The sequence below is a fragment of the Shewanella sp. MR-4 genome (assembly GCF_000014685.1).
Lineage (GTDB): Bacteria > Pseudomonadota > Gammaproteobacteria > Enterobacterales > Shewanellaceae > Shewanella.
The window spans coordinates 2381130-2405901 of record NC_008321.1; the positions used below are offsets into that span (position 1 = coordinate 2381130).

Here is a 24772-nt window from a genome sequence, read left to right on the forward strand (position 1 = left end):
GTATAGTGCGCCGCGTTAAGTCAATTACGCTCCAACGGGCGAGGTTAAGAATTTATCACAACTGTTAAAATCATATTGTATGACTATTTGCATGTCAACTCACTGTTTGACGCAATAGGAAAGCAAGATCACATTTCGTTAAAATGCGGAAAAAGGGATGAATCACAGTTATCCATATGAAATAAAATGAATTAATTGAAAATAATGATGGTTTGGTGGTGAAAACACGACCTGAATTGAATAGGCACTACAGACCCAGCAAGCTGACCTTAACGTCGAATGTTTTGCAAAATCTCACAAATCTCTGTCACAAGATATTTACTTCTATCCCCATAATGCTAATGTAACTTTAGTGTTACAGTAGTATTGTATTACTTTTTCATTTGATACATTGATACACGCTAACCTAATTATCAAACACAACAATAAAAGGAACGACGCTCATGGTGCTTAAACGCTCATTCGTGTCAGCAAGCTTGATCATGGCACTAGCCTCCTGTGGTGGGGACGACAGCAGCTACAGTGCGAACGACACAAATACCTTTACCCCTCCCGCCCCTGTGACATCGGCAGACCCAACAATTGCAGGTGAGGTGAGCTACAAAAACGCAGTAGTTCATGATCCTTCCATCATTAAAGATACCGATGGTACCTATTATGTTTTCGGATCCCACTTGGCGGTGGCCAGTTCTACCGACTTGATGAACTGGACACAAATTGCCTCGGATGGTGCCGCCAAGAGCAGCCTGTTTAATACCTATGAGTCAGAAATCGCGGAAGGCACTGCATGGACGGGTGGCTTTGTTGGTTCGTGGGCACCGGATGTGATAAAGCTTGCCGACGGTAAGTATCATTTCTATTACGACTTCTGTGGCGGCCCCGATAAGATTGATTGCGTATCGCGCTCCTATTTGGGGATGGCCACCTCGGACAATATTTTAGGCCCTTATGTTAACCAAGGCTTGATCCTGAAATCAGGTCATGAGGGGGCTGAAAACCCTGGCGCAAACGGTCAAATTTACGATGGCTTTGTCGACCCTAACGCTATCGATCCAGCCGTGTTTTACGATAAAGATGGCGGCCTATGGATGACCTATGGTTCCTATTCCGGCGGGATCTGGGTGATGCAGTTAGATCCAGCAACGGGTAAACCGTTAGCGGATCAGGGCTATGGCACTAAGATCATGGGCGGCAATTACAGTGCGATTGAAGGGTCTTATGTTATCTATAGCCCTGAATCCGAATACTATTATATGTTTACCTCCTTTGGTGGCTTCGCCCAAAAAGACGGTTACAACATTCGTATCTCTCGCTCTAAAAATCCTAACGGTCCCTATGTGGATGCTGCGGGTCTGGACATGATTGGCGCAACGGCCGCAGGCAATATCGCCGACTATGGCGTCAAACTGATGGGCGGTTTCCAATTTGTGGCCCACCCGGGCGATGTGGGTCATGATCACGGTTACCTGTCACCCGGCCACAACTCCGCTTTTTATGATGCACAAACGGGCAAATACTTCTTAGTATTCCATACGCGCTTCCCCGATACCGGCGAAGGTCACAGCGTGCGCGTGCATGAGCTATTTCTCAACAGCGATGGTTGGCTAGTTGCCTCACCACAGCGTTATGCACCGATCAACGGCGATAACATTGTCGATGAAATCGATGTCACTGGTGATTATCAATTTATTAATCACGCAAAAAATATCAATACGGCGGCGCACACCTCCCTGCACATTAAGTTATCCCGTACTTGGACCAATAAAGGCAGTGTGTCTGGCGATGTGACTGGTACTTACCAACAGGGCGATGACAACCAAATCACCTTAATGCTAGACAATTTAGGCACTTTTGAAGGCGTACTCGCCTGGCAATGGGATCCTGAGCAAAACAAACTCATGCCAACCTTTAGCGCCATTTCTAATGATGGGGTGAGTATTTGGGGCGTGAAGCTCACCGATAACACCACTGAGGAAATTTTATCGGCATCGGCAAACGGCATTAGCCTGCCGACCGAAGCTACCGAAGGTAAGATCGCCTTACCGATACAAGGTACCCGTGGATCAACTATCGAGTGGCAATCGAGCGACGAGTCAGTGATCCGTGCCGATGGCACCATTATCCGACCCAACGTGGGCGAGGGCGATAAGGTCGTGACCTTAACCGCGACAATTATGGTCAATGGTAAGAAGGTGACTAAAACCTTCCAAATTACTGTATTTGCCCATAAAACCTATAACCGTATTGCCCAGTACAGCTTCGAGAATAACCTCAAGGATTCCTTAGGCTTATTTGGTGATGGTCAGCCCACTGGCGATAGGATCTTCAAAGCGGGTGATACCATTGGCTACGCCACAGGCTTTGAAGGACAAGCCCTATCATTAGATGGTGCCCACGGGGTGTTACTGCCATCGGGCATTATCTCTAGCTACGAGTACACAGTGTCTTTTTGGGCAAGTCCTGCAGTGATTACAGGATTTACCACGGCATTCTTCGGCGCAGTTAACGAGCAAACCGCTGAAGATGGTAGTAAGTTCTCCAATACTTGGGTCAGCTTGCTGCCACAGGGCTGGGACGGTAATACCATGTTCTGGAGCCATAATATCGATACCAGCGGCAGCTCAGTGCTTGAGACCTGGTTTGATGGTGTCACCGGTGAGCGCATCGCTGAAAACACTTGGTCGCATCTGGCGTTCTCAGTCAATAAAGGGTTGGTAAAAGTCTTTATCAACGGGGTTGAGCGCTTTAGCAGCGGTAACCTTGCCAACTACTTTACGGGTGCTCAGGGCGTTTTCGGTCTTGGGGTTAACTACTGGGATGTTCCATACAACGGCCTTATCGATGAGCTAAAAATATATGAAGCGGCATTAACGGCTGAAGAAGTCAAAGCCCTCGATATCGACAAGTTAGCCGACAGTGAACTCTTGTCCTCAGCAACGGCCATTCTGGAGCTAGGCGACTTATCGGCGGTGCGTGAAAATATCGAACTGCCAGTAACGGGACCTTATGCTTCGGCAATCACTTGGGTCTCTTCCGATCCAACCATTATCGATACCCGCGGCACGGTCAATCAGCCAGGCCGTGAGGAAACCGATAAGGTGGTGACCCTAACGGCGACCTTAAAACTCGGTCAAGCGACACAGACGAAAGTCTTCACCGCCACCGTTAAGTCTAAGGCGCCGCCAACACCGGTCGCAGTCTATAGCTTTGAAGACAATCTTAACGACAGTACCGCTAACTTCGGCGCGGGCACTGTAGTGGGTAACCTGATTGGCGTTGAAGGCGGTAAAATCAGCTATGTGGATGGCGCGGTAGGCAAGGCGGCGGTCTTTGATGGTGCCTCTGGTGTTGTATTGCCGAATAACCTTATCAAAGACTACACCTACTCAGTGTCGATGTGGCTCAACCCTGAGCAGCTGAATAAGTACACTACAGCCTTGTTTGGTTATGCGACCGATTCTAGCTGGACCAGCGTCTTACCAGGCGGTCAAAATGATTATGAGCGCATGGTGTTATGGTCAGGCACAGCATGGTACGACGGTAGAACCGGTTTTGTGATGCCAAAATCCCAATGGACGCACCTGGCGTACACAGTGAATGGCGGCGATGTGAAGGTCTATATCAATGGTGAATTGAAGTTTACCGGCGCGAACTTCCCGAACATCTTCTCAGTACCAACCACTAAGTTTGCGGTCGGGGTCAACTTCTGGGATACGCCTTTCAAAGGGGCAATCGATGAAATCAAGTTCTATGACGAAGCGATTACTGAACAAGATGTAGCTGATTTATTTGGCGAATCTAATCAATAATCGAGATTAGCTGTCTATACTGAAAGCACCCATTCGGGTGCTTTTTTATTATTTTCAGCATGGTAATTGAATTCAGGTTATCCGTGACTAAGGAATCTAATGACTGTTTTTCGTCTATTTACGCTGACAACGCTCACCATGTTGGCCTTTGCCTGTAACTCGATACTTTGCCGGCTCGCGTTAAAGGATGGCAGTATCGATGCGGGCAGCTTTACCCTGATCCGGTTGTTATCGGGTGCCATCATGCTCTGGCTATTAAGCCTCAACAAACCTGCGCAGGAGGCCAAGGGCCATTGGGGCTCAGCCTTGGCATTGTTTGTCTACGCAGCGGGATTTTCCTATGCCTATATCAATATGACGGCCTCAATGGGCGCGCTGTTACTCTTTGGCGCCGTACAAGCCACCATGATTGGCTATGGGCTTTACCGAAAAGAAACCTTTAATACCAGACAATGGCTTGGATTAGCCTGCGCCGCTGCCGGTTTGATTTTTCTGCTGTTACCTGGGCTGTCGGCGCCGCCGCTACTGAGTTCATTGCTGATGATAAGCGCTGGAGTCGCTTGGGGGATTTATTCGATTAAGGGCAGGGGAGCCAAGCATCCCATTCCAGTCAGTGCAGGCAACTTTATCCGCACTGTGCCGATAGCACTGTTATTACTGTTAGTAGTTCGAGATCCCTTAGCGGTAAGTCAGATGGGGATTATCTATGCGTTAGCTTCGGGCGCTATCGCTTCAGGCTTAGGTTATGCGATTTGGTATTCCATTTTACCTTTATTGTCATCCACCTACGCCGCCACTGTACAATTGAGTGTGCCGTTAATTGCCGCGGTTGGCGGGGTGCTATTGCTGGATGAACCTCTAAGCCTTCGATTATTGCTAGCCTCCGGTGCCATCCTCGGTGGCATTGCACTGGTTGTCCTCAGCAAATCTGCACCACAAAATAAAAGCTAAATAGAAAGAAACATTTATCTTTTCCTTTTGCCCTTGCGTCTGCCAACGCCTTGTTTAAGAATAAGGCCATTCTGGGTAAAAGGACGTCTTGAGTAAATCATGCAAACGGTCACGGTTGGCGATCTGTTGATGACAATCCCTGTGGGCAACCGCCTTGGCGAAGGTGTGCTATGGGATGAGTTACACCAATCCATTTGGTGGACCGACATTTTATCCTCTGTGATTTATCGTTTTCATCTCGCGAGCCGCTCCTTAGAGACTTTTTCCATGCCACACCGCGTCGGCTCCTTTGGCCTCACGGCAAAGCCTACAACACTTATCGTCGCATTCGATATCGGTATTGCAACTTATGATATTGAAGATCAAAGCCTGACATGGTTGGCGCAGCCAGAATCTCATTTTGCTGGCAATCGCTTTAATGATGGTCGCATCGATAGGCAAGGGCGTTTTTGGGCGGGCACTATGGTTGAGCAGCGCGATACTTTGCAACAAACCGCAGCCCTGTATTGTCTAGATGAGAAAGGGCATTGCCACCAACACCTTACAAATCTCGAAATCTCCAACGGCCTGTGCTGGAGCGTGGATGGACGAACGCTCTACCATGCTGATTCGCCAAAACACCAAATCTATCAATATGATTTTGATATTGAGCAGGGGTTATTGAGTCGTAAGCGCCTCTTTGCGAGCACGAGCCATAATATTTTCCCTGATGGTTCAGATGTCGATGCGGCGGGTTATCTCTGGAATGCCCAGTGGGGCGGTGGCCAGGTGGTGCGCTATCGTCCCGATGGTGAAGTCGATCTTATCCTCAAATTACCCGTTACCCACCCAACCAGCATCGCCTTTGGCGGCGAAAAGCGCGATTTACTGATCGTCACCAGTGCCAAACACTCACTTAACGCATCGCAATTAGACCAAGAGCCGCAAGCTGGCGATGTGTTTATCTACCCATTACAGGGTATTTGTGGTGTAAATAATCCACGTTACTTGAGTGGGGATCCATGGTGACAGGCCTCTCTAAATGGATAGCGTGAACATCTCGAACCATGGGATGATTTCGGCGGGCGATATAGCTGGAATTTTTCTTAAAAACAATTGTATAGATGGAGAGTATGTAAATTGTAGGAAAATGTAACGTAACGAGGATAATCTCACAGCGTTTCACAATAGAGCGTAAAGCAACTCAACCGATGCTTAAGATCACTTAAATATGAAACCTTTATCCTTTAAGTCTCATTCGTGCGCTACGTAAAATCTGAGAAACTCGGCGAGGTAACTTAGCCAATTATTCACGTAGTAACGCCGTTAAATAAAGCCGTAAAGTTCATCCATCACTTTGATTAGATCAAATCAGCAGTAAGCGCTAAAACGAGGGCATTCATAGCTGTTGATTTGACCGACCAATAAAGCTTTTGAATAGAGTATTGGGAAACTAGGATTTGACAATACTCCATTTAACATAATATACATTGTGCGCAGTTTTGTGTGAGAGGGATTTAAACATCAACATTTATCTAGCCAATGCCTTGTAGATGGTCTAATGGCTTATTAAAGGCGCTTTCGTGTCTTTCTATTTGTGTGGTATGCAAATATTTCGATGTGGTGTCGATACTCTCATGACCCGCATCGGCTTGTACGTGTGACAATGGCCGACGATTGATGTTGATATCATGAGTGATCCCCGTGTGCCGAATGTTGTGCGCGGTGAGTTTTCGCATTTGCTCTGCATCTTGGCCAAAGCCATCGGTTTGTGCATTATCCGCCGCGAGATTGATAATGGTTTGAATGTCTTCGCGGATTTGCCGGATCCCAAGATTGGCATTTACAAGACCCGCGTCGCGGCCGCGACCGGCGGCACGATGGCGTACAAACAAAGGATGATGTTCGCCTTGGTTTGGAAAATCTGACAGCTCCAAAAATTGCCTGTATTTAACCAAACCATCGAGTAACGCCTTAGAAATCGCAACGCTACGTTTTTTCCCGCCTTTACTGAGTGGAATGTGAAAACTCCAAATACCCGTCTGTGGATTTTGCCTAAATTGCCCCATAACGGGCGCATAGCCAACCCGAGCGGATACGTCTGAAATACGTAGGTAGCAAGAATAAATTAATGAAATCAAAAACAAACTTCGTTGATGTAATTCGGGTGACGTTTCAGCTAATTGAGTGACTGTGCTCATCACATAGGACCACTGTAATTCAGTGAAAGCCAAGCTGTTTTCATCTTCATCAGTTTGTCTTTGGTATTGTTTGTTTTGGCCAAAGCGACTGTGATTCAACCAAATTTGTGCAGGATTGCGCTCACAAAACTCCTCGCTCATTAAGTAGCTATAAAACGAGGATAAAATGGCAATCTTAGTCTTTAACGCGTTATCGCTCAGCACATAAGGTTGCACTTGCCCAAGGGTTTTCTTGCCGACAAATGGCCGCCAAAGGCTGTTGGGCACTCGCTCATCCCGCAATTTATCGAGTTTAAACTGTGGCACGTTAAAGTAACCGATTAGCATTAATGGTGGCGCCAGGCAGTAATCCACATAGCGACTCATATCCTTACGTAGCACCTGTGTGGGCGACATTTTCGCGACATCAAAACACCAATGCAGGAACGTAGTTACTTCACTCCGATAGGCTTTATAGTTGTTTTCACTGTGTTTTTGCTCAAATAACCAATCAGTTGCGTGTTCCATCACTAAACCCGCATCCGGTACGTCAGCAAGACTGACTTGAGTGATGTATTGATTCACCACACTGTTGCCGTCTTGTATGAACTGAATTGAATCAAATAATGGTAATACGGGAGGAAGCTGCATATTAACTTTAAAATTTAATGGTTTATTGCATGATAATACTTAAATGCAAATGCCGATAACGTTATTTATCGGCATTAACCAAAAACTCAATTTGTGGACAGCTCGTTTGTGTACATTGCTGGCAACTGATGCGTTTTTGGCAGCAAATCAGACACAGCTGCCAGACTTTGCGTTTAGATTGACTATCGAGACAAGAAAAGTCCGCCGCACATAACGAGCCTTCACGAATAAGCTGTGCCAGTTTCTCCTCTGATATGGATAAATTGATCCGTTCTGCCATATAAATCCCCTGCGATTAACCCTGTGTCGATAATACTAAAATGAGAATAGTTATCAACAAGGTTAATGCAATAATGCTAACTCCCCCACTATCTTAATTATTTTCAACTGATCTTATTGGCTTCAACTACACTCTAACTGTGTGCTGCTCCTTAACGTGTTGAGGTACCGGATGGTGATTGATCTTACAAACAAAAAGCCGTTGTTCTCCACTAAGAAAACCACTGAAACATCTACCTCTGGGAGCCCTTGGAAGATCCTTGTTGTCGATGATGAGCCCGATGTCCATACCGTGACAAAACTCGCCCTTTCCCGTTTTCGACTCGATGGCCGTGCCCTCACCTTTATTAATGCTTACAGTGGCGAACAGGCAAAGGAGCTGCTCGCCAATGAACAAGATATTGCCGTTGCTTTTATCGATGTTGTCATGGAAAGCGACCATGCGGGGCTCGAGCTGGTGAAATGGATCCGTGAAGTGCAAGTAAACAAAAATATTAGACTGATTTTACGTACCGGTCAGCCCGGACAAGCCCCCGAAGAAGATGTGATAGTTAATTACGATATCAATGATTACAAAGCAAAATCGGAGCTAGATTCCCGCAAACTGATGACCAGCGTCTACTCTGCCCTGCGCTCCTATCGCGATATTATGGAAATAGAGCAAGCAAGACGAACACAGGTTAATCATCGTAAGGGTTTAGAGCGTGTGCTTGAGGCCACCTCGGGCTTATTTGAACTCAGGACCTTACATAGATTTGCTGATGGCCTATTAACCCAGGTCGCCACCTTGCTTAATCTTGATACCGAGACCCTACTGCTGACCTGCAATGCGATGGATGCTATCAGTGGCCATGTAGATTCAGCCGAAATTGAAATCTTGGCGGGCACGGGACAGTTTGCTAATAGCCCTCCACATAAGGATTTACCTGAGCATATCAGCAAGCTACTGCGTAGTGCGTTAATGCAAAAGCGCTGTTTGTACGAAGATAATTGTTTTGTTGGTTATTTTCCGACAAAGAGTGGCCTTATTAATCTGCTCTATATGGATGGTATTGATAAGATAGATGATTTGGACAAAAAGCTTGTCGATATTTTTGCAATAAATGTGGGGGTTGCCTTTGAAAATCTGCTCCTTAATCAGGAGGTCGAAGATACTCAATCTGAACTGATCCTGCGCTTGGGAGATGTGGTTGAAAGTCGCTCTAAAGAGGCCGCGAATCACGTTAAACGCATGGCAGAATACTGTGCCCAACTGGCGTTATTGGCGGGGTTAACTGAGACCGAGGCAGACTTATTACGTCGGGCTTCACCTATGCACGACATAGGTAAAATCGCGATCCCAGATGCTGTGTTACTCAAACCCGGCAAGTTAGACGACCATGAGTGGTCGGTGATGCGCCAACACCCCACTATTGGACATCAAATTCTTGCCAATTCCGAGCGGCCGATTTTAAAAGCGGCGGCAATTATCGCCCTACAGCACCATGAAAAATATGACGGCTCTGGCTATCCTGGCAATTTAAAACAAGATCAAATTCACATTTTTGCCCGCATCGTTGCCATCGCGGATGTGTTTGACGCCCTCTCCCATGCACGTTGTTATAAAGCCGCGTGGCCTTTGGATGAAGTTATCGACGAAATGCGTAAAGGAGCGGGTAAACATTTTGACCCGGATTTACTCTCACTCTTTATTGAAAACATCGATATCTTTGTCCAAGTCAAAGAAAGCTGGAAGGATCATGACGAATAATTAAATTAATCTTAAAAATCAGAACAAAGTGAGTTATAAGTGACCATATCCGCTGATTGCGCAATAAAAGTCAGCGAACCTGAGTTTTATTTACCTCAACTACTCCGATTAACTGGGATTATCGGCGAGAAAGTCAAAAACAACGGCTTGTTCTACACCGTTTCGACTAAAACGTACAAATCCTCGCCATACCATGTATCCACTACTGCAAGCGCCGTAAATCATCTGGCCTTCATAGCTGGTTTTGTTTATTTCACGAAGATTAACTGGAATAACCCCCATAAACATATCTCTACCTTCTAAACGGATCTGAAGGTTATCGATAGCATCGGATGATAATAGCTTCAATGTTAATGGTTTTTCGCTCGGTGCATGCGCTGGTGTTAGACTAATACTCAGCTCTAAATCGCCAATGCGTTTAATACAATCCCCCTGTGTAAAGGCACAAAGTGTCGGGTCAGCGGGCATTGTTTTTATCTGTTGCGTGGTCTTTTCATTGCAAGCTGCGAGATTAACCATAACTAGCATGAGAGAGAGTGGGAGAAGTTTGCGAATAAGCACAAAAATTAACCTTGTGATGCAAGATGTTAACATTCTATGGCGTAGGTTGATCTAGATCAACTTTCCAGCCCCCTTCTTTGGTATCTTTTTTGACATGGCTCAAGTATCATTGCGAAACCTCATATTTGAGCACAAATGTGTAGGGTAACGCATTGACATGACTTCACAACCCTAATAGGGAAGTGGATTTTGTGTCATATATAACAGGTAAAGCTTGTCTTTACTAAAAGTAAAAGTAATAAGCAGTGGAAGCATTATGATGAACCATTCCCAGCCAACAGGCGCTGATTACAATTACACCATTGTCCGCCAATTTGCCTTAACCACAGTTTTGTGGGGTATTGTTGGTATGTCAGTCGGTGTATTAATTGCGGCTCAGTTAATCTGGCCACATCTGAACTTTGATACTCCTTGGTTTACGTATAGTCGCTTGCGACCATTACATACCAATGCGGTAATCTTCGCGTTCGGAACATCAGCCCTCTTTGCAACATCCTATTATGTCGTACAACGCACCTGTCAAACCCGACTATTTGCACCTAAATTAGCTGCATTTACGTTTTGGGGATGGCAAGCCATCATTCTGTCAGCAGCCATCACTCTGCCAATGGGTTACACCAGCGGTAAAGAATATGCTGAATTAGAATGGCCAATCGATATTGCCATCACCATCGTTTGGGTATCCTATGCAATAGTGTTCTTCGGCACTATTATCAAACGAACAACATCGCATATTTACGTAGCGAACTGGTTCTTTGGTGCATTTATCATTACGGTTGCCGTGCTTCACATCGTGAACTCAATGGCCGTTCCTGTTAGCTTGTTCAAGTCATACTCTATGTACAGTGGCGCGGTCGATGCCATGGTGCAATGGTGGTATGGTCACAACGCGGTAGGCTTCCTGTTAACCGCAGGCTTCTTAGGTATGATGTACTACTTCGTTCCTAAGCAAGCGGGTCGTCCTGTTTACTCATATCGTCTGTCGATTGTGCACTTCTGGGCACTGATCGCACTGTACATTTGGGCAGGTCCTCACCACTTACACTACACTGCCCTGCCAGACTGGACTCAGTCTTTAGGTATGGTGATGTCACTGATCCTGTTCGCACCATCTTGGGGCGGTATGATCAACGGTATCATGACCTTATCTGGCGCATGGCATAAACTCCGTACTGACCCAGTACTGCGTTTCTTAGTGGTTTCTCTGTCTTTCTACGGTATGTCGACCTTCGAAGGTCCGATGATGGCCATCAAGACAGTTAACGCTTTATCTCACTACACAGACTGGACTGTCGGTCACGTTCACTCAGGCGCGCTAGGCTGGGTTGCAATGGTGTCTATCGGTTCTCTGTATCACTTGATCCCAGTACTGTTCGGCCACGGCCGTATGTACAGCATCAAGTTAGTCAACGTGCATTTCTGGTTAGCGACTATCGGTACCGTACTTTACATCGTGTCTATGTGGATTTCGGGTGTAATGCAAGGTCTGATGTGGCGTGCAGTTAACGCTGACGGTACTTTGACTTATAGCTTTGTTGAAAGTCTGGAAGCTTCTTATCCTTTCTACTTCGTACGTTTCCTCGGCGGTTGTTTCTTCTTAACCGGTATGCTGATCATGGCATACAACGTGATCCGTACTGTGAAAGCCTCTAAAGATTCATTGCCAGCACTGGCTGAAGCAAAAGCGGCTTAAGGAGCAAACTCGATGAAATTTAATCATGAGATAGTTGAAAAAAACATCGGTTTGTTAGCGATCTTCACTGTTATCGCTATCAGCTTCGGTAGCTTGGTAGAAATCACGCCGTTGATTTTCCAAAAAGATACCACTGAGCCTGTTGAAGGTTTGAAACCCTACACTGCCCTGCAGCTTGAAGGCCGTGACATTTATGTGCGTGAAGGTTGCTACAACTGCCACAGCCAGATGATCCGTCCTTTACGTGCAGAGACTGAACGTTACGGTCACTACTCTGTTGCCGGTGAGTCTGTTTGGGATCACCCATTCCAATGGGGTTCTAAGCGTACTGGTCCAGACTTGGCCCGTGTTGGTGGTCGCTACAGCGATAAATGGCATGAAGTTCACTTAATCGATCCTCGTGCTGTGGTCCCTCAATCGAATATGCCAGGCTTCCCATGGCTTGCCGAAAACAAGTTAGACGGCAAGTTAACCGGCGACAAGATGACTATTCTGCGTAACATGCACAAAGGCGGTTACAAAGGTAATGATCTTTACACCGATGAAGAAATCGCAGGCGCTCAGAAAGCTGTTGAAGGTAAGACAGAGCTGGAAGCCTTGATTGCATATCTTCAGTCTTTGGGTCACGCACTCAAATAAGGAGGCAATATATGGATTACGGCACATTACAAGGTATTTTAACCATCATTGTGATGCTGACCTTCGTCGGTATATTTGCTTGGGCATATAGCTCGCGCCGTCAAAAATCCTTTGATGAAGCAGCTAATCTTGTGTTTTCCGATGAGGAAATCAGCAAGGAATCGAAGGACTCAGGAGAGAATAAGTGATGAGTAGCTTCTGGAGTATTTGGATTAGCGTACTCTCGTTAATTGTGATCGCAGGATGTTTTCTGTTGCTGCGTGTGTGTTCAAAGAACACCACGGATGTCAAAGAAGGCGAATCTATGGGTCACAGTTTCGATGGTATCGAAGAACTCAATAACCCACTGCCAAAATGGTGGAGTTATATGTTCTATATCACTATCGTGTTTGGCCTGGTTTACTTAGCCCTCTTCCCAGGTTTAGGTAACTACAAAGGTCTACTGAACTGGACCAGCTCTAACCAGAGCATTGGTACAGAGAAAGGTATTAAAGCCGATTCTGCAGCAGCGGTTGAGCTGGCTGCAAAAGAAGGCATGTACGTTCAGTATGATCAAGAAGTTAAACATGCTAACGAAAAATATGGCCCAATCTTCGCGGCTTACTTGGCTACACCACTCGAAGAGTTAGTGAAAAACCAAGAAGCGTTGAAAGTGGGCGGCCGTTTGTTCCTACAAAACTGCGCTCAGTGCCATGGCTCTGACGCACGTGGTAGCAAAGGCTTCCCTAACCTGACCGACAGTGATTGGTTATATGGTGGTGATTTAGCCACTATCAAGACCACTATCATGAACGGTCGTCATGGCATGATGCCACCAAAAGGTGGTTTGCCAATCGACGATAGCGAAATTGCAGGTCTAGCCGAGTACGTAGTTAAGTTATCTGGCCGTGAGCACGACGAGAAACTCGCCGCTCAAGGTCAAGGTTCATTCATGAAGGGTTGTTTTGCGTGTCACGGTATGGACGCAAAAGGCAACAAACTCATGGGCGCACCTAACTTAACTGACGATGTTTGGTTATATGGCGGTAGCCGCGGCATGATCGAAGAAACGATCAAGCACGGCCGCGCAGGCGTAATGCCAGCATGGAAAGACGTTCTCGGTGAAGAGAAAGTCCACGTGATCGCAGCTTATGTTTATAGCTTGTCAAACAAGTAATTAGATGTGAGTAACGCTAAGGCCTCGATAACGTCGAGGCCTTTTTTTTAAAGTGCTAAAGCCACCTTTTAACGGTAAAATGGCGCAAATTTTTATTATGGGTATTTAACATGAGCGAACAACAACCCTGGTATAAGCAGTTTTGGCCTTGGTTTTTAATTATTCTTCCTTTGTGTGCCGTCGTCGCAAGTTTTACCACGCTAAAAATTGCCCTCTCTAACTCTGACTCTCTGGTCGCCGAGGATTATTACAAAGAAGGCAAAGCCATCAACATGGACTTGAGTAAAGTCAAATATGCCAAGCAGCTTGGCATGCAATGGCAACTCGAACAAAATCACCACGAAGTGCTATTCACCCAACACGGTGGACCTGCCTATCAAGCCGCGTTAAAAGTCGAATTTTATCACCCAACAATTGCCGAAAAAGACATCAAGATGACGGTAACGGCCGATGCTAACCATGTGTATCGCATTACCCTGCCCGATGTATTAACGGGTGCTTGGGAAGTCCGCCTCGAAGGTTTTGACGGTAAATGGCGTATTCATCAACGTGTCGAACTCAAAGACAACGTCCAATTGTGGTTGAACTAATTGTGGTTGAATGAATATTGCTATGACACATCCAAGTTGTTTTCACTGTAATGAGCCCGTGCTCACTGGGACTCAGTTTGTCACCCGCATTAATGACCGCGATGAACTCATGTGTTGCCCAGGCTGCCAAGCGGTATCTCAAGCCATTGTGGATGCAGGCTTATTAAGCTATTACAAGTTTCGAACCGAACCTGGCAGTAAACAGACGGCACTGGTACCAGATGAATTAAATCAGTTTAGTGCCTACGATTTGCCCGAAGTACAGCAGGACTTTGTCCACTCGGAGGAAAAGAGTGACTCTGTGTCGCTGTCCATCGACGGCATTACCTGTGCGGCCTGCGCTTGGTTAATCGAACATAAAGTGAAACAACTGCCTGGCGTCAGCCAAGTGATGGTCAACTCCACCACCCAAAGGGCGATGATCAGCTGGGATAAACAGCAAGTTAAACTCAGTGATATTCTTGGGCAAATTAGCCGTATTGGTTATCAAGCCGCGCCCTATCAAGTGGATGAGCAAGAACTGACCGCCAAGCAAAATAGCCGCAAATTTTTACTGCGCTTAGGCTTGGCGGGCTTTGCTACCATGCAAGTGATGATGTTCGCCCTCGCCCTCTATACCGGTTACTTTACCGATTTGGATGTGCAATATCGGGATTATTTCCGCTGGGTGAGCATGATTTTTGCCACACCCGTGGTGCTTTACTCGGCGCAGCCCTTCTATTTCAGCGCCATTCGCACCCTGCTCAGTGGCAAACTCAATATGGATGTGTCGGTCTCTATCGCCATTGGCGGCGCCTATATCGCCAGTTGCTTTGCGACGGTTAACGGCACGGGCGAAGTCTATTTTGAATCCGTCTCCATGTTTACCTTCTTCCTGCTGCTGGGGCGTTATTTCGAGCAGAAGGCAAGACAAAAAGCTTCCGTTAGCTCCAGTAATCTCCATAAATTAGTGCCGTTAACGGCGCATTTGGTTACGGCCCAAGGGCAAGAAGAGATCCCCGCGAAAAAATTACGTCTCGGGGACATTATCCTAATTAAACCCGGCGAAATGGTCGCCGCCGACGGAATCGTTGTTGACGGCCACACCAGCATCAATGAAGCCATGCTCACCGGTGAGCAAATGCCGATTGAAAAGCCCGTCGATAGCCAAGTATTTGCTGGCACCATTAACCTAGACCAACCCATTAAGGTTAAAGTGACCGCCCTTGGGCAAGACCAATTGGTTGCCGAAATTATTCGTCTGCAGGAATTAGCCTCAAACACTAAACCTGCCGTCGCTATGTTGGCTGATAAATTGTCGCGTTATTTCTCAGGCACTATCTTATCCATTGCGACGATCACCTATCTGGTGTGGCTCCAAATCTCCCCCGAAGATGCATTTTGGGTCACCTTGTCGGTATTAGTGGCAACTTGCCCTTGCGCGCTTGCGCTAGCCACCCCTACAGCCGTCACCTGCGCGACCGCGATTTTTACTCGCCTTGGGATTATTACCCGCAAAGCCGGCGTCTTTGAAAAACTGCCACAAATCAAACATGTGGTATTTGATAAAACTGGCACCCTCACCTGCGGCACCCTATCAATTGCCAAGGTTGAATGCCATAGCGATATCGAGAAAGAACAGGTACTGGCAATCGCAGCAGCGCTAGAATCAGGCTCACGCCACCCTATCGCTGCGGCCTTTGCCAGCTTTGCCCAAGTCGATGTTGTGGCCGAGCAAGTTCACCATGAAGTGGGTTTTGGGGTGAAAGGCTTGATTAATGGCACCGAGTACCGCATTGGTAATTCAAGTTTTACGGGGGCCGCCGCCGAGCCCAAACTTGCAAACCAGCTGATTTGGCTCGCCCGAAGTCAGAATGGCCAGCTTGAAGTCATCGCCACGATTGAGATCCAAGATAATATCCGTGTCGATAGCAAAGAAACCGTCGATATTTTGAAGCAACAAGGTTGCCAGGTCAGTATCGCCAGTGGCGATAGCTCAGGGCATGTGCATCAATTGGCGAAAGACCTCGGCATTAGCGATGTCCACAGTGGACTGACTCCAGCCGATAAACTGGCACTGGTGACCAAACTGCAGCAATCGACACCAGTTGCCATGTTCGGCGATGGCATCAACGATGCGCCCGTGCTGGCGGGCGCCGACTTATCCGTGGCTATGGGCAGCGGTAGTGCGATAGCCAAAAATAGCGCCGATCTTATTCTGCTTGGCGATCACCTCTCCCGCTTCACCCAAGCGGTTAAGGTTGCTAAACTGACCACACAAATTATTCGTCAAAACCTCGCTTGGGCCTTAAGCTATAACGCGCTTATTTTACCGCTGGCGGTAACTGGGCATGTTGCGCCTTATATTGCCGCCCTTGGTATGTCGGCAAGCTCTTTGATTGTTGTGGGTAACAGTTTGAGATTATTACGAATTAAATTATAACAATGAAATAGGCTTAGGTTATGAGCATCATTTATGTACTAATCCCTATCGCGATGATCTTTGTGTTGATCGCCGTAGCCGTGTTCTTTTGGGCGGTAAAATCCGAACAATTCGATGACTTAGACCGTCAAAGTGTGTCGATTCTTTTCGATGAGGATGCAGACAAACCGACTCAAGCCAATCCATCGTCACAGGCACAAGATAAAGGCATGCCTCAGTGATTGGCTCTGTGATTGAATATAACGTCACAGGGGCATTTCTGGTGGGATTAATGGGCGCAGCCCACTGCTTTGGTATGTGTGGCGGCCTCGTTGGCGCCTTTTCCTCCCAACTGCCGAATCCTAAACAGGGTAATCACTTAGCCCATCAACTCACCTACTTATTAAGCTATAACCTCGGCCGGATTTTAAGTTATACCCTCGCAGGTGCCTTAGTCGGCGGTTCGTCGGCCATGCTTGGGCACTTATTCGAACTCGACAGTTACCTGTTAATCCTAAGGATCATTGCTGGCGTGATGATGATTGCAACAGGGCTTTACATTGCAAAAATCTGGGTGGGTATAGTGCAGATTGAGCGCCTTGGCCAAGTGTTATGGCGCTACCTTAAACCTTTAGCCCAACGCCTCGTGCCCATCACTACGCCCATGCAGGCCATCACCGCTGGACTCATTTGGGGCTGGCTACCCTGCGGCTTGGTCTATAGCACCTTAACCTGGTCGGTGGCGGCAGGCTCTGCCAGCCAAGGCGCCTTGATTATGTTCGCCTTTGGATTAGGGACACTGCCAGCGTTACTGAGTGCCGGAGTGGCGGCCAAACGTTTAGCCAATTGGGTACAGCAAAAAACCGTTAGATTATTGAGTGGCTTACTTTTAATTGCCTTTGGCGCACAAACTTTATATATCGCCCTGTCGCAGCTAAACTAGCCCAAGCGAGTGAATTGGTTTAACATGGCTGCAGTGGATTAACTTGAGAACCGACATGACAATAGAGCAGAATAAAAACCGTCGTCCCGCCGCGAGTGGGTGCGCAATTCATTGTCACGATTGCAGTATGGGTACCCTTTGTATTCCGTTTACCCTCAATGCCAACGAGCTCGATCAGCTCGATGACATCATTGAGCGTAAAAAGCCAATTCAAAAAGGTGAGCAGATTTTTAAATCAGGCGATCCATTAAAGTCCTTGTTCGCCATCCGCTCTGGTACTGTCAAAAGTTATACGATTACCGAACAGGGCGATGAACAGATCACCGGTTTCCATTTAGCGGGCGATGTGATTGGTTTTGACGGTATTCATGCTCAATCCCACCAGAGTTTTGCCCAAGCCTTAGAAACCTCCATGGTATGTGAAATCCCCTTCAATATTCTCGATGAGCTTTCAGGCAGCATGCCCAAGTTACGCCAACAAATCATGCGCTTAATGAGTAATGAAATCATGAGCGATCAAGAAATGATTTTATTGCTGAGCAAGAAAAACGCTGAAGAGCGCCTCGCCGCGTTTATCAGCAATCTTGCAAATCGCTTTGGCAACCGTGGTTTTTCTCCGAAAGAATTCCGTTTAACCATGACCCGTGGTGACATTGGTAACTACCTTGGCTTAACCGTAGAAACCATCAGCCGCTTGTTAGGCCGTTTCCAAAAGTCAGGTTTGATTGAAGTGAAAGGCAAGTACATCACCATCCTTGACCACCACGAACTGAATCTCTTGGCAGGTAATGCCAGGATCGCCAGATAAGTCACACCTTCCTGCGTTTGTGCTTTAATATTCGTAATTAATGCGCTAGGCACTGGTTTTGAAAAGAGTTTTGATCTAGAACAATACAGATAATTGCCAAAGGCTCATGATGAACATGAGCCTATGACTAAAGGAACATGTTATGAAGGATTATCAAAAAATACTGGTAGTAGTCGACCCTACGACAGAGCATCAAGTTGCACTCGCCCGAGCGGTGACCTTGGCCAGTAAAAGTAACGCCCATGTGACTGTGTTTCTCTCTATTTTTGACTTCTCCTACGAAATGACATCGATTCTATCGAGCCAAGAGCGCGAAGCCATGCGCCAAGGTGTGATTGATCAGCGTCTGGCGTGGATCCAAGATCTACTGACCGCCTATAACCACCTGCAACTCGATATTGATACTCAAGTTATTTGGCACAATCGCCCATTTGAAAGCATCATCAACCATGCGATTGCAGGGCAATATGATTTGATCGTCAAAGGCACCCACGCCCACGACAAGTTAAAGGCCGTTATTTTTACTCCAACCGATTGGCATTTAATGCGTAAAGCGCCTGTGCCCGTGTTGATGGTTAAAGATCATGATTGGCCTGAAGCGGGTAAGATCCTCTGCGCCGTCAACGTGGCAACCGAAGACACCGATCATCAGATGCTAAACGGCAAGATTATCGAACATGCCAAGGATTTAGCCGCAAAATTTGCCGCCGAAGTGCACTTAGTCAATGGTTATCCCGGCACACCGGTGAATCTTGCCATTGAACTGCCTGATTTCGATGCACAAACCTATAACGACACCATTCGCATGCAACATGAGCAACGAGTGCAATACCTTGCCAATGCCTATGGTATCGATACCCTGCACTGCCATGTGAAAGAAGGCTTGCCAGAGGATGTGATCCCTGAGCTTGCCGAGCAACTCGATGCCGAGCTGGTCATTTTAGGCACCGTCGGTCGGACTGGATTCTCGGCGGCGCTTATCGGCAATACCGCAGAGCATGTGATTGATAGCATTAACTGTGATTTATTAGCCATCAAACCCGATGGTTATAAATCGCCGCTTGAAGAGGCATAACGCACGCCGCTCTTTACCCCGCCGTCGATAGCTGGAATAATACGCGCCCTGAAACTGAGTTACTGGGCGCTTTTTTTATGTTGGAAGCTATGTCTGAAGTTACGGCGAGTCAAATGCCTGAAGAATTATCAAAAAAACAAATTACCCGTCTGAATAAATTACAGAAGCGTCTGCGCCGTGAAGTGGGTAGTGCCATCGCCGATTACAACATGATTGAAGATGGCGACCGAGTCATGTGCTGCTTAAGTGGCGGTAAAGACAGTTACGCCATGCTGGATATTCTGCTTAATCTACAGCAGCGCGCGCCCGTACAGTTCGAAATTATTGCCGTTAATTTAGATCAAAAACAGCCGGGTTTCCCTGAACACGTACTGCCAGCCTATTTAGACAGCCTAAATATTCCTTATCACATCCTCGAGAAAGACACTTACTCGATTGTGAAAGAAAAGATCCCTGAAGGCAAAACCACTTGCTCGCTGTGCTCTCGCCTGCGTCGCGGTACACTCTATGGCTTTGCCCAGCGCATTGGCGCAACCAAAATCGCCCTAGGCCACCACAGAGACGATATTATTGAGACCATGTTCCTCAACATGTTCTACGGCGGCAAGATGAAAGCCATGCCACCTAAGTTGCTCTCGGACGACGGCGCTAACGTGGTTATTCGTCCACTCGCCTATTGCCGCGAAAAGGATTTAGAAGAATATGCGGAATTGAAAAAATTCCCCATCATTCCCTGTAACCTTTGTGGCTCGCAGGAAAACCTCAAGCGCCAAGCAGTGAAAGACATGCTCAATCAGTGGGATAGACTCTACCCAGGCCGTATTGAAACCATTTTTACCGCCATGCAAAACACCGCCCCTTCACAGGGTGTTGACCGTGAGCAGTTTGACTTTGTGTCGTTGAAACGCGATCCCAACGCGCCAATGAAGGGTGATGTGGCCGAAGCCGATTTACCCGCATTTGACTTTTTGGATATCGCCAACAGCGGCCATATCGATTTAGATGCGGCAAAACGCATCAATATCGTCAACGTTTACGAAGCGTAAACGCGATACGCATAAAAAAGCCCACGAGAGTGGGCTTTTTTATAACTTAAATCTATCGTTACTTAACCCAAGGGCTCAATACGGTCGGCGCCTGGCTAAATTGCAACGACGTCAAGCTGTTAAGCTGCTCAACACTCAACTTAAAGCTGCTGTTCACCTGTTGCTCACGCCCATCAAGCGTCACAGTAACGGCTTGGTCTTGAGCAAATTCAAAGTTTAATCCCGCGATTGGCTCCTTAAAATAGCGCATCGGGAAGCCCTGCATGGCTCCGAGTAAAGCATCCATTTCGCTGGCGATTTGCGCTAGTCGCGCCTTGTCGTATGTGGCTAAAGTCTGCTTAGCTCTGACTTGCATTGCAATACCACAGCCCTCAGCCTTGCCTTCAAACTCTAGATTCACTAATGCGCGTTGATCTTTAAGCGCGTCATCAAAGGGAATAAACAACCGCTGCGCCGCAGTATAAGTGAGTGGCGTTGAATTTAATTCACTCGAAATGCTTCCACTCTGGATCTGACAATTAGGTAGCATTGGTACACTAAAGGCGATTTCGACTAACTGATAATTTCCCTTATTGACTTGCTTTAATCTGTCATAAAAGCCTTTATATTCGAGGGAAATCGTTTCTGCCTGCAGACTTGTCGCACACAAGCAAAGCCCCACTAACCACCATTTTTTATGCATCCGCCTTCACCAAATATTTTTCATTATGACGTAACATATCGAGTAACTCGTCGATATAAGCCTCTTGCCTTTCAGAATAATTCACTAGTCCATAGATCAGTTGGTCGGCACTTAATTCGGCTTCCTGAGAGCGTAAATCTGCACGTATTGAGCGAAACAGCGTGTATGCCGTATTCGAGTTCAAATTGCGCATATAGGAAGACACTGAAGCGTCCACCGAGGGAAACACTTTCACTTCATGGGTTTTGCCCGAACCTCGAGAGGATGGCACTATGCCGCAACCATTGCTAAAACACCATTCACCGAAAAAGTTAAAGCCTTCACGGGCAAAACGCGAACTACCCCACCCCGATTCATTGGCCGCCTGAATAAGCACCATAGATTCGGGAATAATATCGACCCGTTTGAGTAAACTGTTCAGGGATTTTGCATCCACATTACGGGCAGCATATTGATATTTATCAAATAACTGATTGAGCTGTGCTAACTGTTTATCCGACAGAGTGCTGTCGTTCTCCACTAAGGCCAACATGTCGGTGATAAAGTCACGCTCGGTGGCAATAATGGCATTTTGCTGTTGAATGATCGGCCTGAGAAAATCAAAAAAGGCACGCTTTTTTTCCGCCACATCATTGATGGCAGAAAAGTCAGGCACTTGAGTAACGGGATCAACGGAGTTTTCCAGTTGGTTAACGATAGATTCAGGCTCATCAATAGTAGGAATGAGCCAGACTCTCAGCGAAAAAATCGCTAAGATCACTAGGGCTAACGCGAGTGTAAACGAACCAATTCTACCTGTTTTCAATAAGTCACCTTTGATATTGAGTCACGAGTGGCAAAATAAGCGCCAGATTATATGTCATATCTTGAAATTCACGAAATCTGACGACAAAACCGCCCATGCCAAGTGCAGTCAAAGCGTATCTGTGCTGAAAATGCGATCCCACGCTTAACTCATACACATTGGCACAATTTGAGCGTGAATATTTAGTGCATGCTTTTGACTGAGCTTTTATACTAAGGTTCCGTTAACGCAAGTATTGGTAACCGAGCCCAAACGAAGGTTCGCAGCACCGCTTAACAACAGGACAGGATTTTTTGGGTATTCAGGAAGGAACCCTCATGCAGCATCAAATCTTAAATCAATACAGACACGTGGTTGCCATTGGCGGTGGTCACGGCTTGGGTCGTGTGCTCTCATCGCTGGATTTTCTGGGCAATCGTCTCACGGGCATTGTTGCAACCACAGATAATGGTGGCTCTACAGGCAGATTACGGGCCGAACAGGACTGTATTGCCTGGGGCGATCTGCGTAATTGTCTGTCTCAACTTGCCCATCGCCCTTCGGTGAGCTCACAATTATTTGAGTACCGCTTTCAGGGTGAAACCGAACTAAGCGGCCACAATCTGGGTAATTTGATGTTGCTTGCCCTCGACAAGCTTTGCGTTAGGCCCCTCGAGGCCGTCAATCTTATTCGTCATATGCTTAAGATTGAAACCAATATCATCCCTATGTCAGAGCAACCAACCCATTTAGTGGCATTGCAGGCCTCTGGCTGTAAGGTCTTTGGTGAGGTTAATGTCGATAAGATGAATGAGGCGCCCATTGCCTTATGCCTTGAGCCACAGGTTGATGCGACTGCCGAAGCCTGTGAGGCCATCAGCCGTGCGGATCTGATTATCCTAGGTCCAGGGAGCTTCCTGACCAGTATTATGCCACCGCTGTTACTGCCCTGCTTTGCTAAAGCCTTAGCGACGACCACTGCGCCCGTGGTTTTTATCGATAATCTGAATGAAGAAACTTCACCAGCCGGCCAGTTTAGTATTGAGCAACGGATAGCTTGGTGCCATCAAGTGATTGGCAAGCCTGTGGTCACTAAGGTGCTGCGTCACTCTGAACAAGTGCGCCTTGGCACTTTAATGAATTACTTTCCGTTAAGGAATCGCCACAATCCGCAATTACACGATCAGGCTGGACTGCGTGATGCGCTCAGCGCTGTGTTGAGAATTAAGTCGGATTTACCGCTAGAAACCTTGGCGTCATAACGACAGACTAACCGCATCCTTTAGCATCCAACAGATTCAAAATGCTAAAGGACAACTCAAAATACAAAAAGGACAGCCTAGGCTGTCCTTTTTAGTGAGCCCTCTTCTAATATTAGAGGACTAAATTAAAGAGCTAAATTAAAGAACTAAGTTAAAGAACCTGGGCAATCGCTTTACAGATCACAGGCATATTGGTTTTGGTCATACCGGCAACACTAATACGGCCTGAGCCTACGATATAAATACCAAACTCGTCTTTCAAGCGTGCAACCTGCGCTTTGTTTAAACCAGAGAAGCTAAACATACCGTTTTGACGGGAAATAAAGCTAAAGTCCTGGGTGACGCCTTCATCCTTTAAGCTTTGGACGAACAGGGTACGCATCTCGGCGATACGCTCACGCATTTCGGTCAACTCTTGTACCCAAAGTGCTTTCAATGCCGCATCACTTAAAATGGTGCTAACGATTAACGCACCGTGTGCTGGTGGGTTTGAGTAATTAGCGCGGATAGTACGTTTCACTTGGCTAAAGGCACGTACTGCTTCATCGGCATTTTGTGCAACCACAGTCACAGCACCGATACGCTCGTTATAAAGACCAAAGTTTTTAGAGAATGAGTTAGCCACTAACAACTCAGGTACTTTTGCAGCCACTAAACGTAAACCTGCGGCATCTTCTTCAATCCCAGCACCAAAACCTTGGTAAGCAAAGTCAAACAATGGCACTAACTGTTTGTCTGCACACAGGTTAGCAACCAATTCCCATTGGGCTAAGGTCAAATCAATACCCGTTGGGTTATGGCAGCAGCCGTGCAGTAGAACAATGTCACCCGCCTGTGCATTGGCGAGATCAGTCATCATGCCATCGAAATCGATATCGTGAGCACTTGCATTGTAGTAACCGTATTCTTTAACCGTTAAACCTGCAGTTTCAAAAATATTCTGATGGTTCGCCCAAGTTGGGTTACTGACCCACACAGTGCGCGATGGCGTGTTGCGCAGTAGAAACTCGGCGGCAATACGCAGTGCACCAGTACCACCTGGCGCCTGAGCGGTCGCGGCACGGCCTGACGTCACAAGCGTACTGCCCTCGCCAAATAATAGCTCTTGTACCACGCGGTTATAGGTTTGAACCCCTTCAATACCTAAATAGTTCTTGGTCTTCTCTTGCTCAAGCAATAGGGCTTCTGCTTTCTTCACTGACTGTAATACTGGAGTCTGCCCTGCTTCATCCTTATAAATGCCAACACCGAGGTTCACTTTATCTTGGCGTGGATCGGCCTTGAAGGTATCGGTTAAACCAAGGATGGGATCAGCGGGTGCGAGTACTACCTGAGAGAAAATCATGACTACTTATCCTAAATGTTCACGTGTAGGGGAAATTCGGCTTATTTATACCACTGTCTTAAGAGGGGGAATAGCGCCTATTGCCGCATCTTAAGGAAATAGTTTGCGTATTATGGATTGATTAAAATAAATAACAACTAAATGAGAGATCAATTGTCTTGAGGCTGAAATTTTTGATAATTGTGATT

At 46.8% G+C, this 24772-nt stretch carries 22 protein-coding genes; 16 read left to right on the top strand and 6 right to left on the bottom strand.

Annotated elements, in window-relative coordinates; all coding sequences use genetic code 11:
• Positions 1-443 precede the first annotated feature (443 nt).
• The 3 genes from SHEWMR4_RS10505 (at position 444) to SHEWMR4_RS10515 (ending at position 5768) form a co-directional block, all read left to right on the top strand.
• Positions 444-3809, top strand: a complete 3366-nt coding sequence (locus SHEWMR4_RS10505; protein WP_011622765.1) for a LamG-like jellyroll fold domain-containing protein — start codon at positions 444-446, stop codon at positions 3807-3809.
• A 99-nt stretch (positions 3810-3908) separates the two neighbouring features.
• Positions 3909-4760, top strand: a complete 852-nt coding sequence (locus tag SHEWMR4_RS10510; RefSeq protein ID WP_011622766.1) for a DMT family transporter — start codon at positions 3909-3911, stop codon at positions 4758-4760.
• Positions 4761-4859: 99 nt separating this feature from the next.
• Positions 4860-5768, top strand: a complete 909-nt coding sequence (locus SHEWMR4_RS10515) for an SMP-30/gluconolactonase/LRE family protein (RefSeq protein ID WP_011622767.1) — start codon at positions 4860-4862, stop codon at positions 5766-5768.
• A gap of 506 nt (positions 5769-6274) precedes the next feature.
• On the opposite strand, the gene SHEWMR4_RS10520 is transcribed toward SHEWMR4_RS10515, so the two are convergent.
• Both SHEWMR4_RS10520 and SHEWMR4_RS10525 read right to left on the bottom strand, forming a co-directional pair.
• Positions 6275-7570: a tyrosine-type recombinase/integrase gene (locus SHEWMR4_RS10520; protein ID WP_011622768.1), complete on the bottom strand. Its 1296-nt coding sequence runs from the start codon at positions 7568-7570 to the stop codon at positions 6275-6277.
• A 61-nt stretch (positions 7571-7631) separates the two neighbouring features.
• Positions 7632-7850, bottom strand: coding sequence for a hypothetical protein (locus tag SHEWMR4_RS10525; protein ID WP_011622769.1), 219 nt, complete (start codon positions 7848-7850; stop codon positions 7632-7634).
• Positions 7851-8021: 171 nt separating this feature from the next.
• On the opposite strand from SHEWMR4_RS10525, the gene SHEWMR4_RS10530 reads away from it, so the two are divergent.
• Complete coding sequence (locus SHEWMR4_RS10530; protein WP_011622770.1) at positions 8022-9599, top strand: DUF3369 domain-containing protein; 1578 nt, start codon at positions 8022-8024, stop codon at positions 9597-9599.
• A 108-nt stretch (positions 9600-9707) separates the two neighbouring features.
• On the opposite strand, the gene SHEWMR4_RS10535 is transcribed toward SHEWMR4_RS10530, so the two are convergent.
• The gene (locus SHEWMR4_RS10535) at positions 9708-10193 is read right to left on the bottom strand and encodes a hypothetical protein (protein ID WP_011622771.1); all 486 of its coding nucleotides are present in this window, start codon (positions 10191-10193) and stop codon (positions 9708-9710) included.
• 223 nt (positions 10194-10416) lie between these two features.
• On the opposite strand from SHEWMR4_RS10535, the gene ccoN reads away from it, so the two are divergent.
• The 11 genes from ccoN (at position 10417) to ttcA (ending at position 20511) form a co-directional block, all read left to right on the top strand.
• Positions 10417-11853 carry a cytochrome-c oxidase, cbb3-type subunit I gene (ccoN, locus tag SHEWMR4_RS10540; RefSeq protein WP_011072351.1) on the top strand — a complete coding sequence of 479 codons (1437 nt, stop codon included), beginning with the start codon at positions 10417-10419 and terminating at the stop codon, positions 11851-11853.
• A gap of 12 nt (positions 11854-11865) precedes the next feature.
• A complete protein-coding gene (gene ccoO, locus SHEWMR4_RS10545; protein ID WP_011622772.1) occupies positions 11866-12492 on the top strand; it encodes a cytochrome-c oxidase, cbb3-type subunit II in 627 nt (208 codons plus the stop codon).
• An 11-nt stretch (positions 12493-12503) separates the two neighbouring features.
• Positions 12504-12680 (top strand): CcoQ/FixQ family Cbb3-type cytochrome c oxidase assembly chaperone, encoded by a 177-nt coding sequence (locus SHEWMR4_RS10550; RefSeq protein ID WP_011072349.1) that lies wholly within the window; start codon positions 12504-12506, stop codon positions 12678-12680.
• On the top strand, positions 12680-13648 hold the full coding sequence (gene ccoP / locus SHEWMR4_RS10555) for a cytochrome-c oxidase, cbb3-type subunit III (RefSeq protein WP_011622773.1): 969 nt from the start codon (positions 12680-12682) through the stop codon (positions 13646-13648). Before SHEWMR4_RS10550 ends, ccoP begins: the two co-directional genes overlap by 1 nt.
• A 110-nt stretch (positions 13649-13758) precedes the next feature.
• Positions 13759-14238 carry a FixH family protein gene (locus tag SHEWMR4_RS10560; protein WP_011622774.1) on the top strand — a complete coding sequence of 160 codons (480 nt, stop codon included), beginning with the start codon at positions 13759-13761 and terminating at the stop codon, positions 14236-14238.
• A gap of 22 nt (positions 14239-14260) precedes the next feature.
• The gene (locus tag SHEWMR4_RS10565; protein ID WP_041408772.1) at positions 14261-16660 is read left to right on the top strand and encodes a heavy metal translocating P-type ATPase; all 2400 of its coding nucleotides are present in this window, start codon (positions 14261-14263) and stop codon (positions 16658-16660) included.
• Between the two features lie 20 nt (positions 16661-16680).
• Positions 16681-16881, top strand: a complete 201-nt coding sequence (ccoS, locus tag SHEWMR4_RS10570; protein WP_011622776.1) for a cbb3-type cytochrome oxidase assembly protein CcoS — start codon at positions 16681-16683, stop codon at positions 16879-16881.
• A gap of 8 nt (positions 16882-16889) precedes the next feature.
• Positions 16890-17582 carry a sulfite exporter TauE/SafE family protein gene (locus tag SHEWMR4_RS10575; protein WP_011622777.1) on the top strand — a complete coding sequence of 231 codons (693 nt, stop codon included), beginning with the start codon at positions 16890-16892 and terminating at the stop codon, positions 17580-17582.
• Positions 17583-17637: 55 nt separating this feature from the next.
• Positions 17638-18390 (top strand): electron transport transcriptional regulator EtrA, encoded by a 753-nt coding sequence (gene etrA, locus SHEWMR4_RS10580; protein ID WP_011622778.1) that lies wholly within the window; start codon positions 17638-17640, stop codon positions 18388-18390.
• Positions 18391-18532: 142 nt separating this feature from the next.
• Complete coding sequence (uspE, locus tag SHEWMR4_RS10585) at positions 18533-19465, top strand: universal stress protein UspE (RefSeq protein ID WP_011622779.1); 933 nt, start codon at positions 18533-18535, stop codon at positions 19463-19465.
• Positions 19466-19542: 77 nt separating this feature from the next.
• A complete protein-coding gene (ttcA, locus tag SHEWMR4_RS10590; protein ID WP_011622780.1) occupies positions 19543-20511 on the top strand; it encodes a tRNA 2-thiocytidine(32) synthetase TtcA in 969 nt (322 codons plus the stop codon).
• 58 nt (positions 20512-20569) lie between these two features.
• Here the strand turns inward: ttcA and SHEWMR4_RS10595 are convergent, their stop codons facing one another.
• Entirely contained in the window at positions 20570-21193 is a 624-nt protein-coding gene (locus SHEWMR4_RS10595) for a DUF2987 domain-containing protein (RefSeq protein ID WP_011622781.1), read from the bottom strand.
• Positions 21186-21998: a glucosaminidase domain-containing protein gene (locus SHEWMR4_RS10600; RefSeq protein ID WP_011622782.1), complete on the bottom strand. Its 813-nt coding sequence runs from the start codon at positions 21996-21998 to the stop codon at positions 21186-21188. The genes SHEWMR4_RS10595 and SHEWMR4_RS10600 overlap by 8 nt, the downstream gene beginning before the upstream one ends.
• Positions 21999-22315: 317 nt before the next feature.
• Between SHEWMR4_RS10600 and SHEWMR4_RS10605 the strand changes: the two genes are divergently transcribed.
• Positions 22316-23239: a YvcK family protein gene (locus SHEWMR4_RS10605; RefSeq protein WP_011622783.1), complete on the top strand. Its 924-nt coding sequence runs from the start codon at positions 22316-22318 to the stop codon at positions 23237-23239.
• A 151-nt stretch (positions 23240-23390) separates the two neighbouring features.
• Here the strand turns inward: SHEWMR4_RS10605 and SHEWMR4_RS10610 are convergent, their stop codons facing one another.
• Positions 23391-24584, bottom strand: a complete 1194-nt coding sequence (locus SHEWMR4_RS10610) for an amino acid aminotransferase (RefSeq protein ID WP_011622784.1) — start codon at positions 24582-24584, stop codon at positions 23391-23393.
• Positions 24585-24772: the final 188 nt, after the last annotated feature.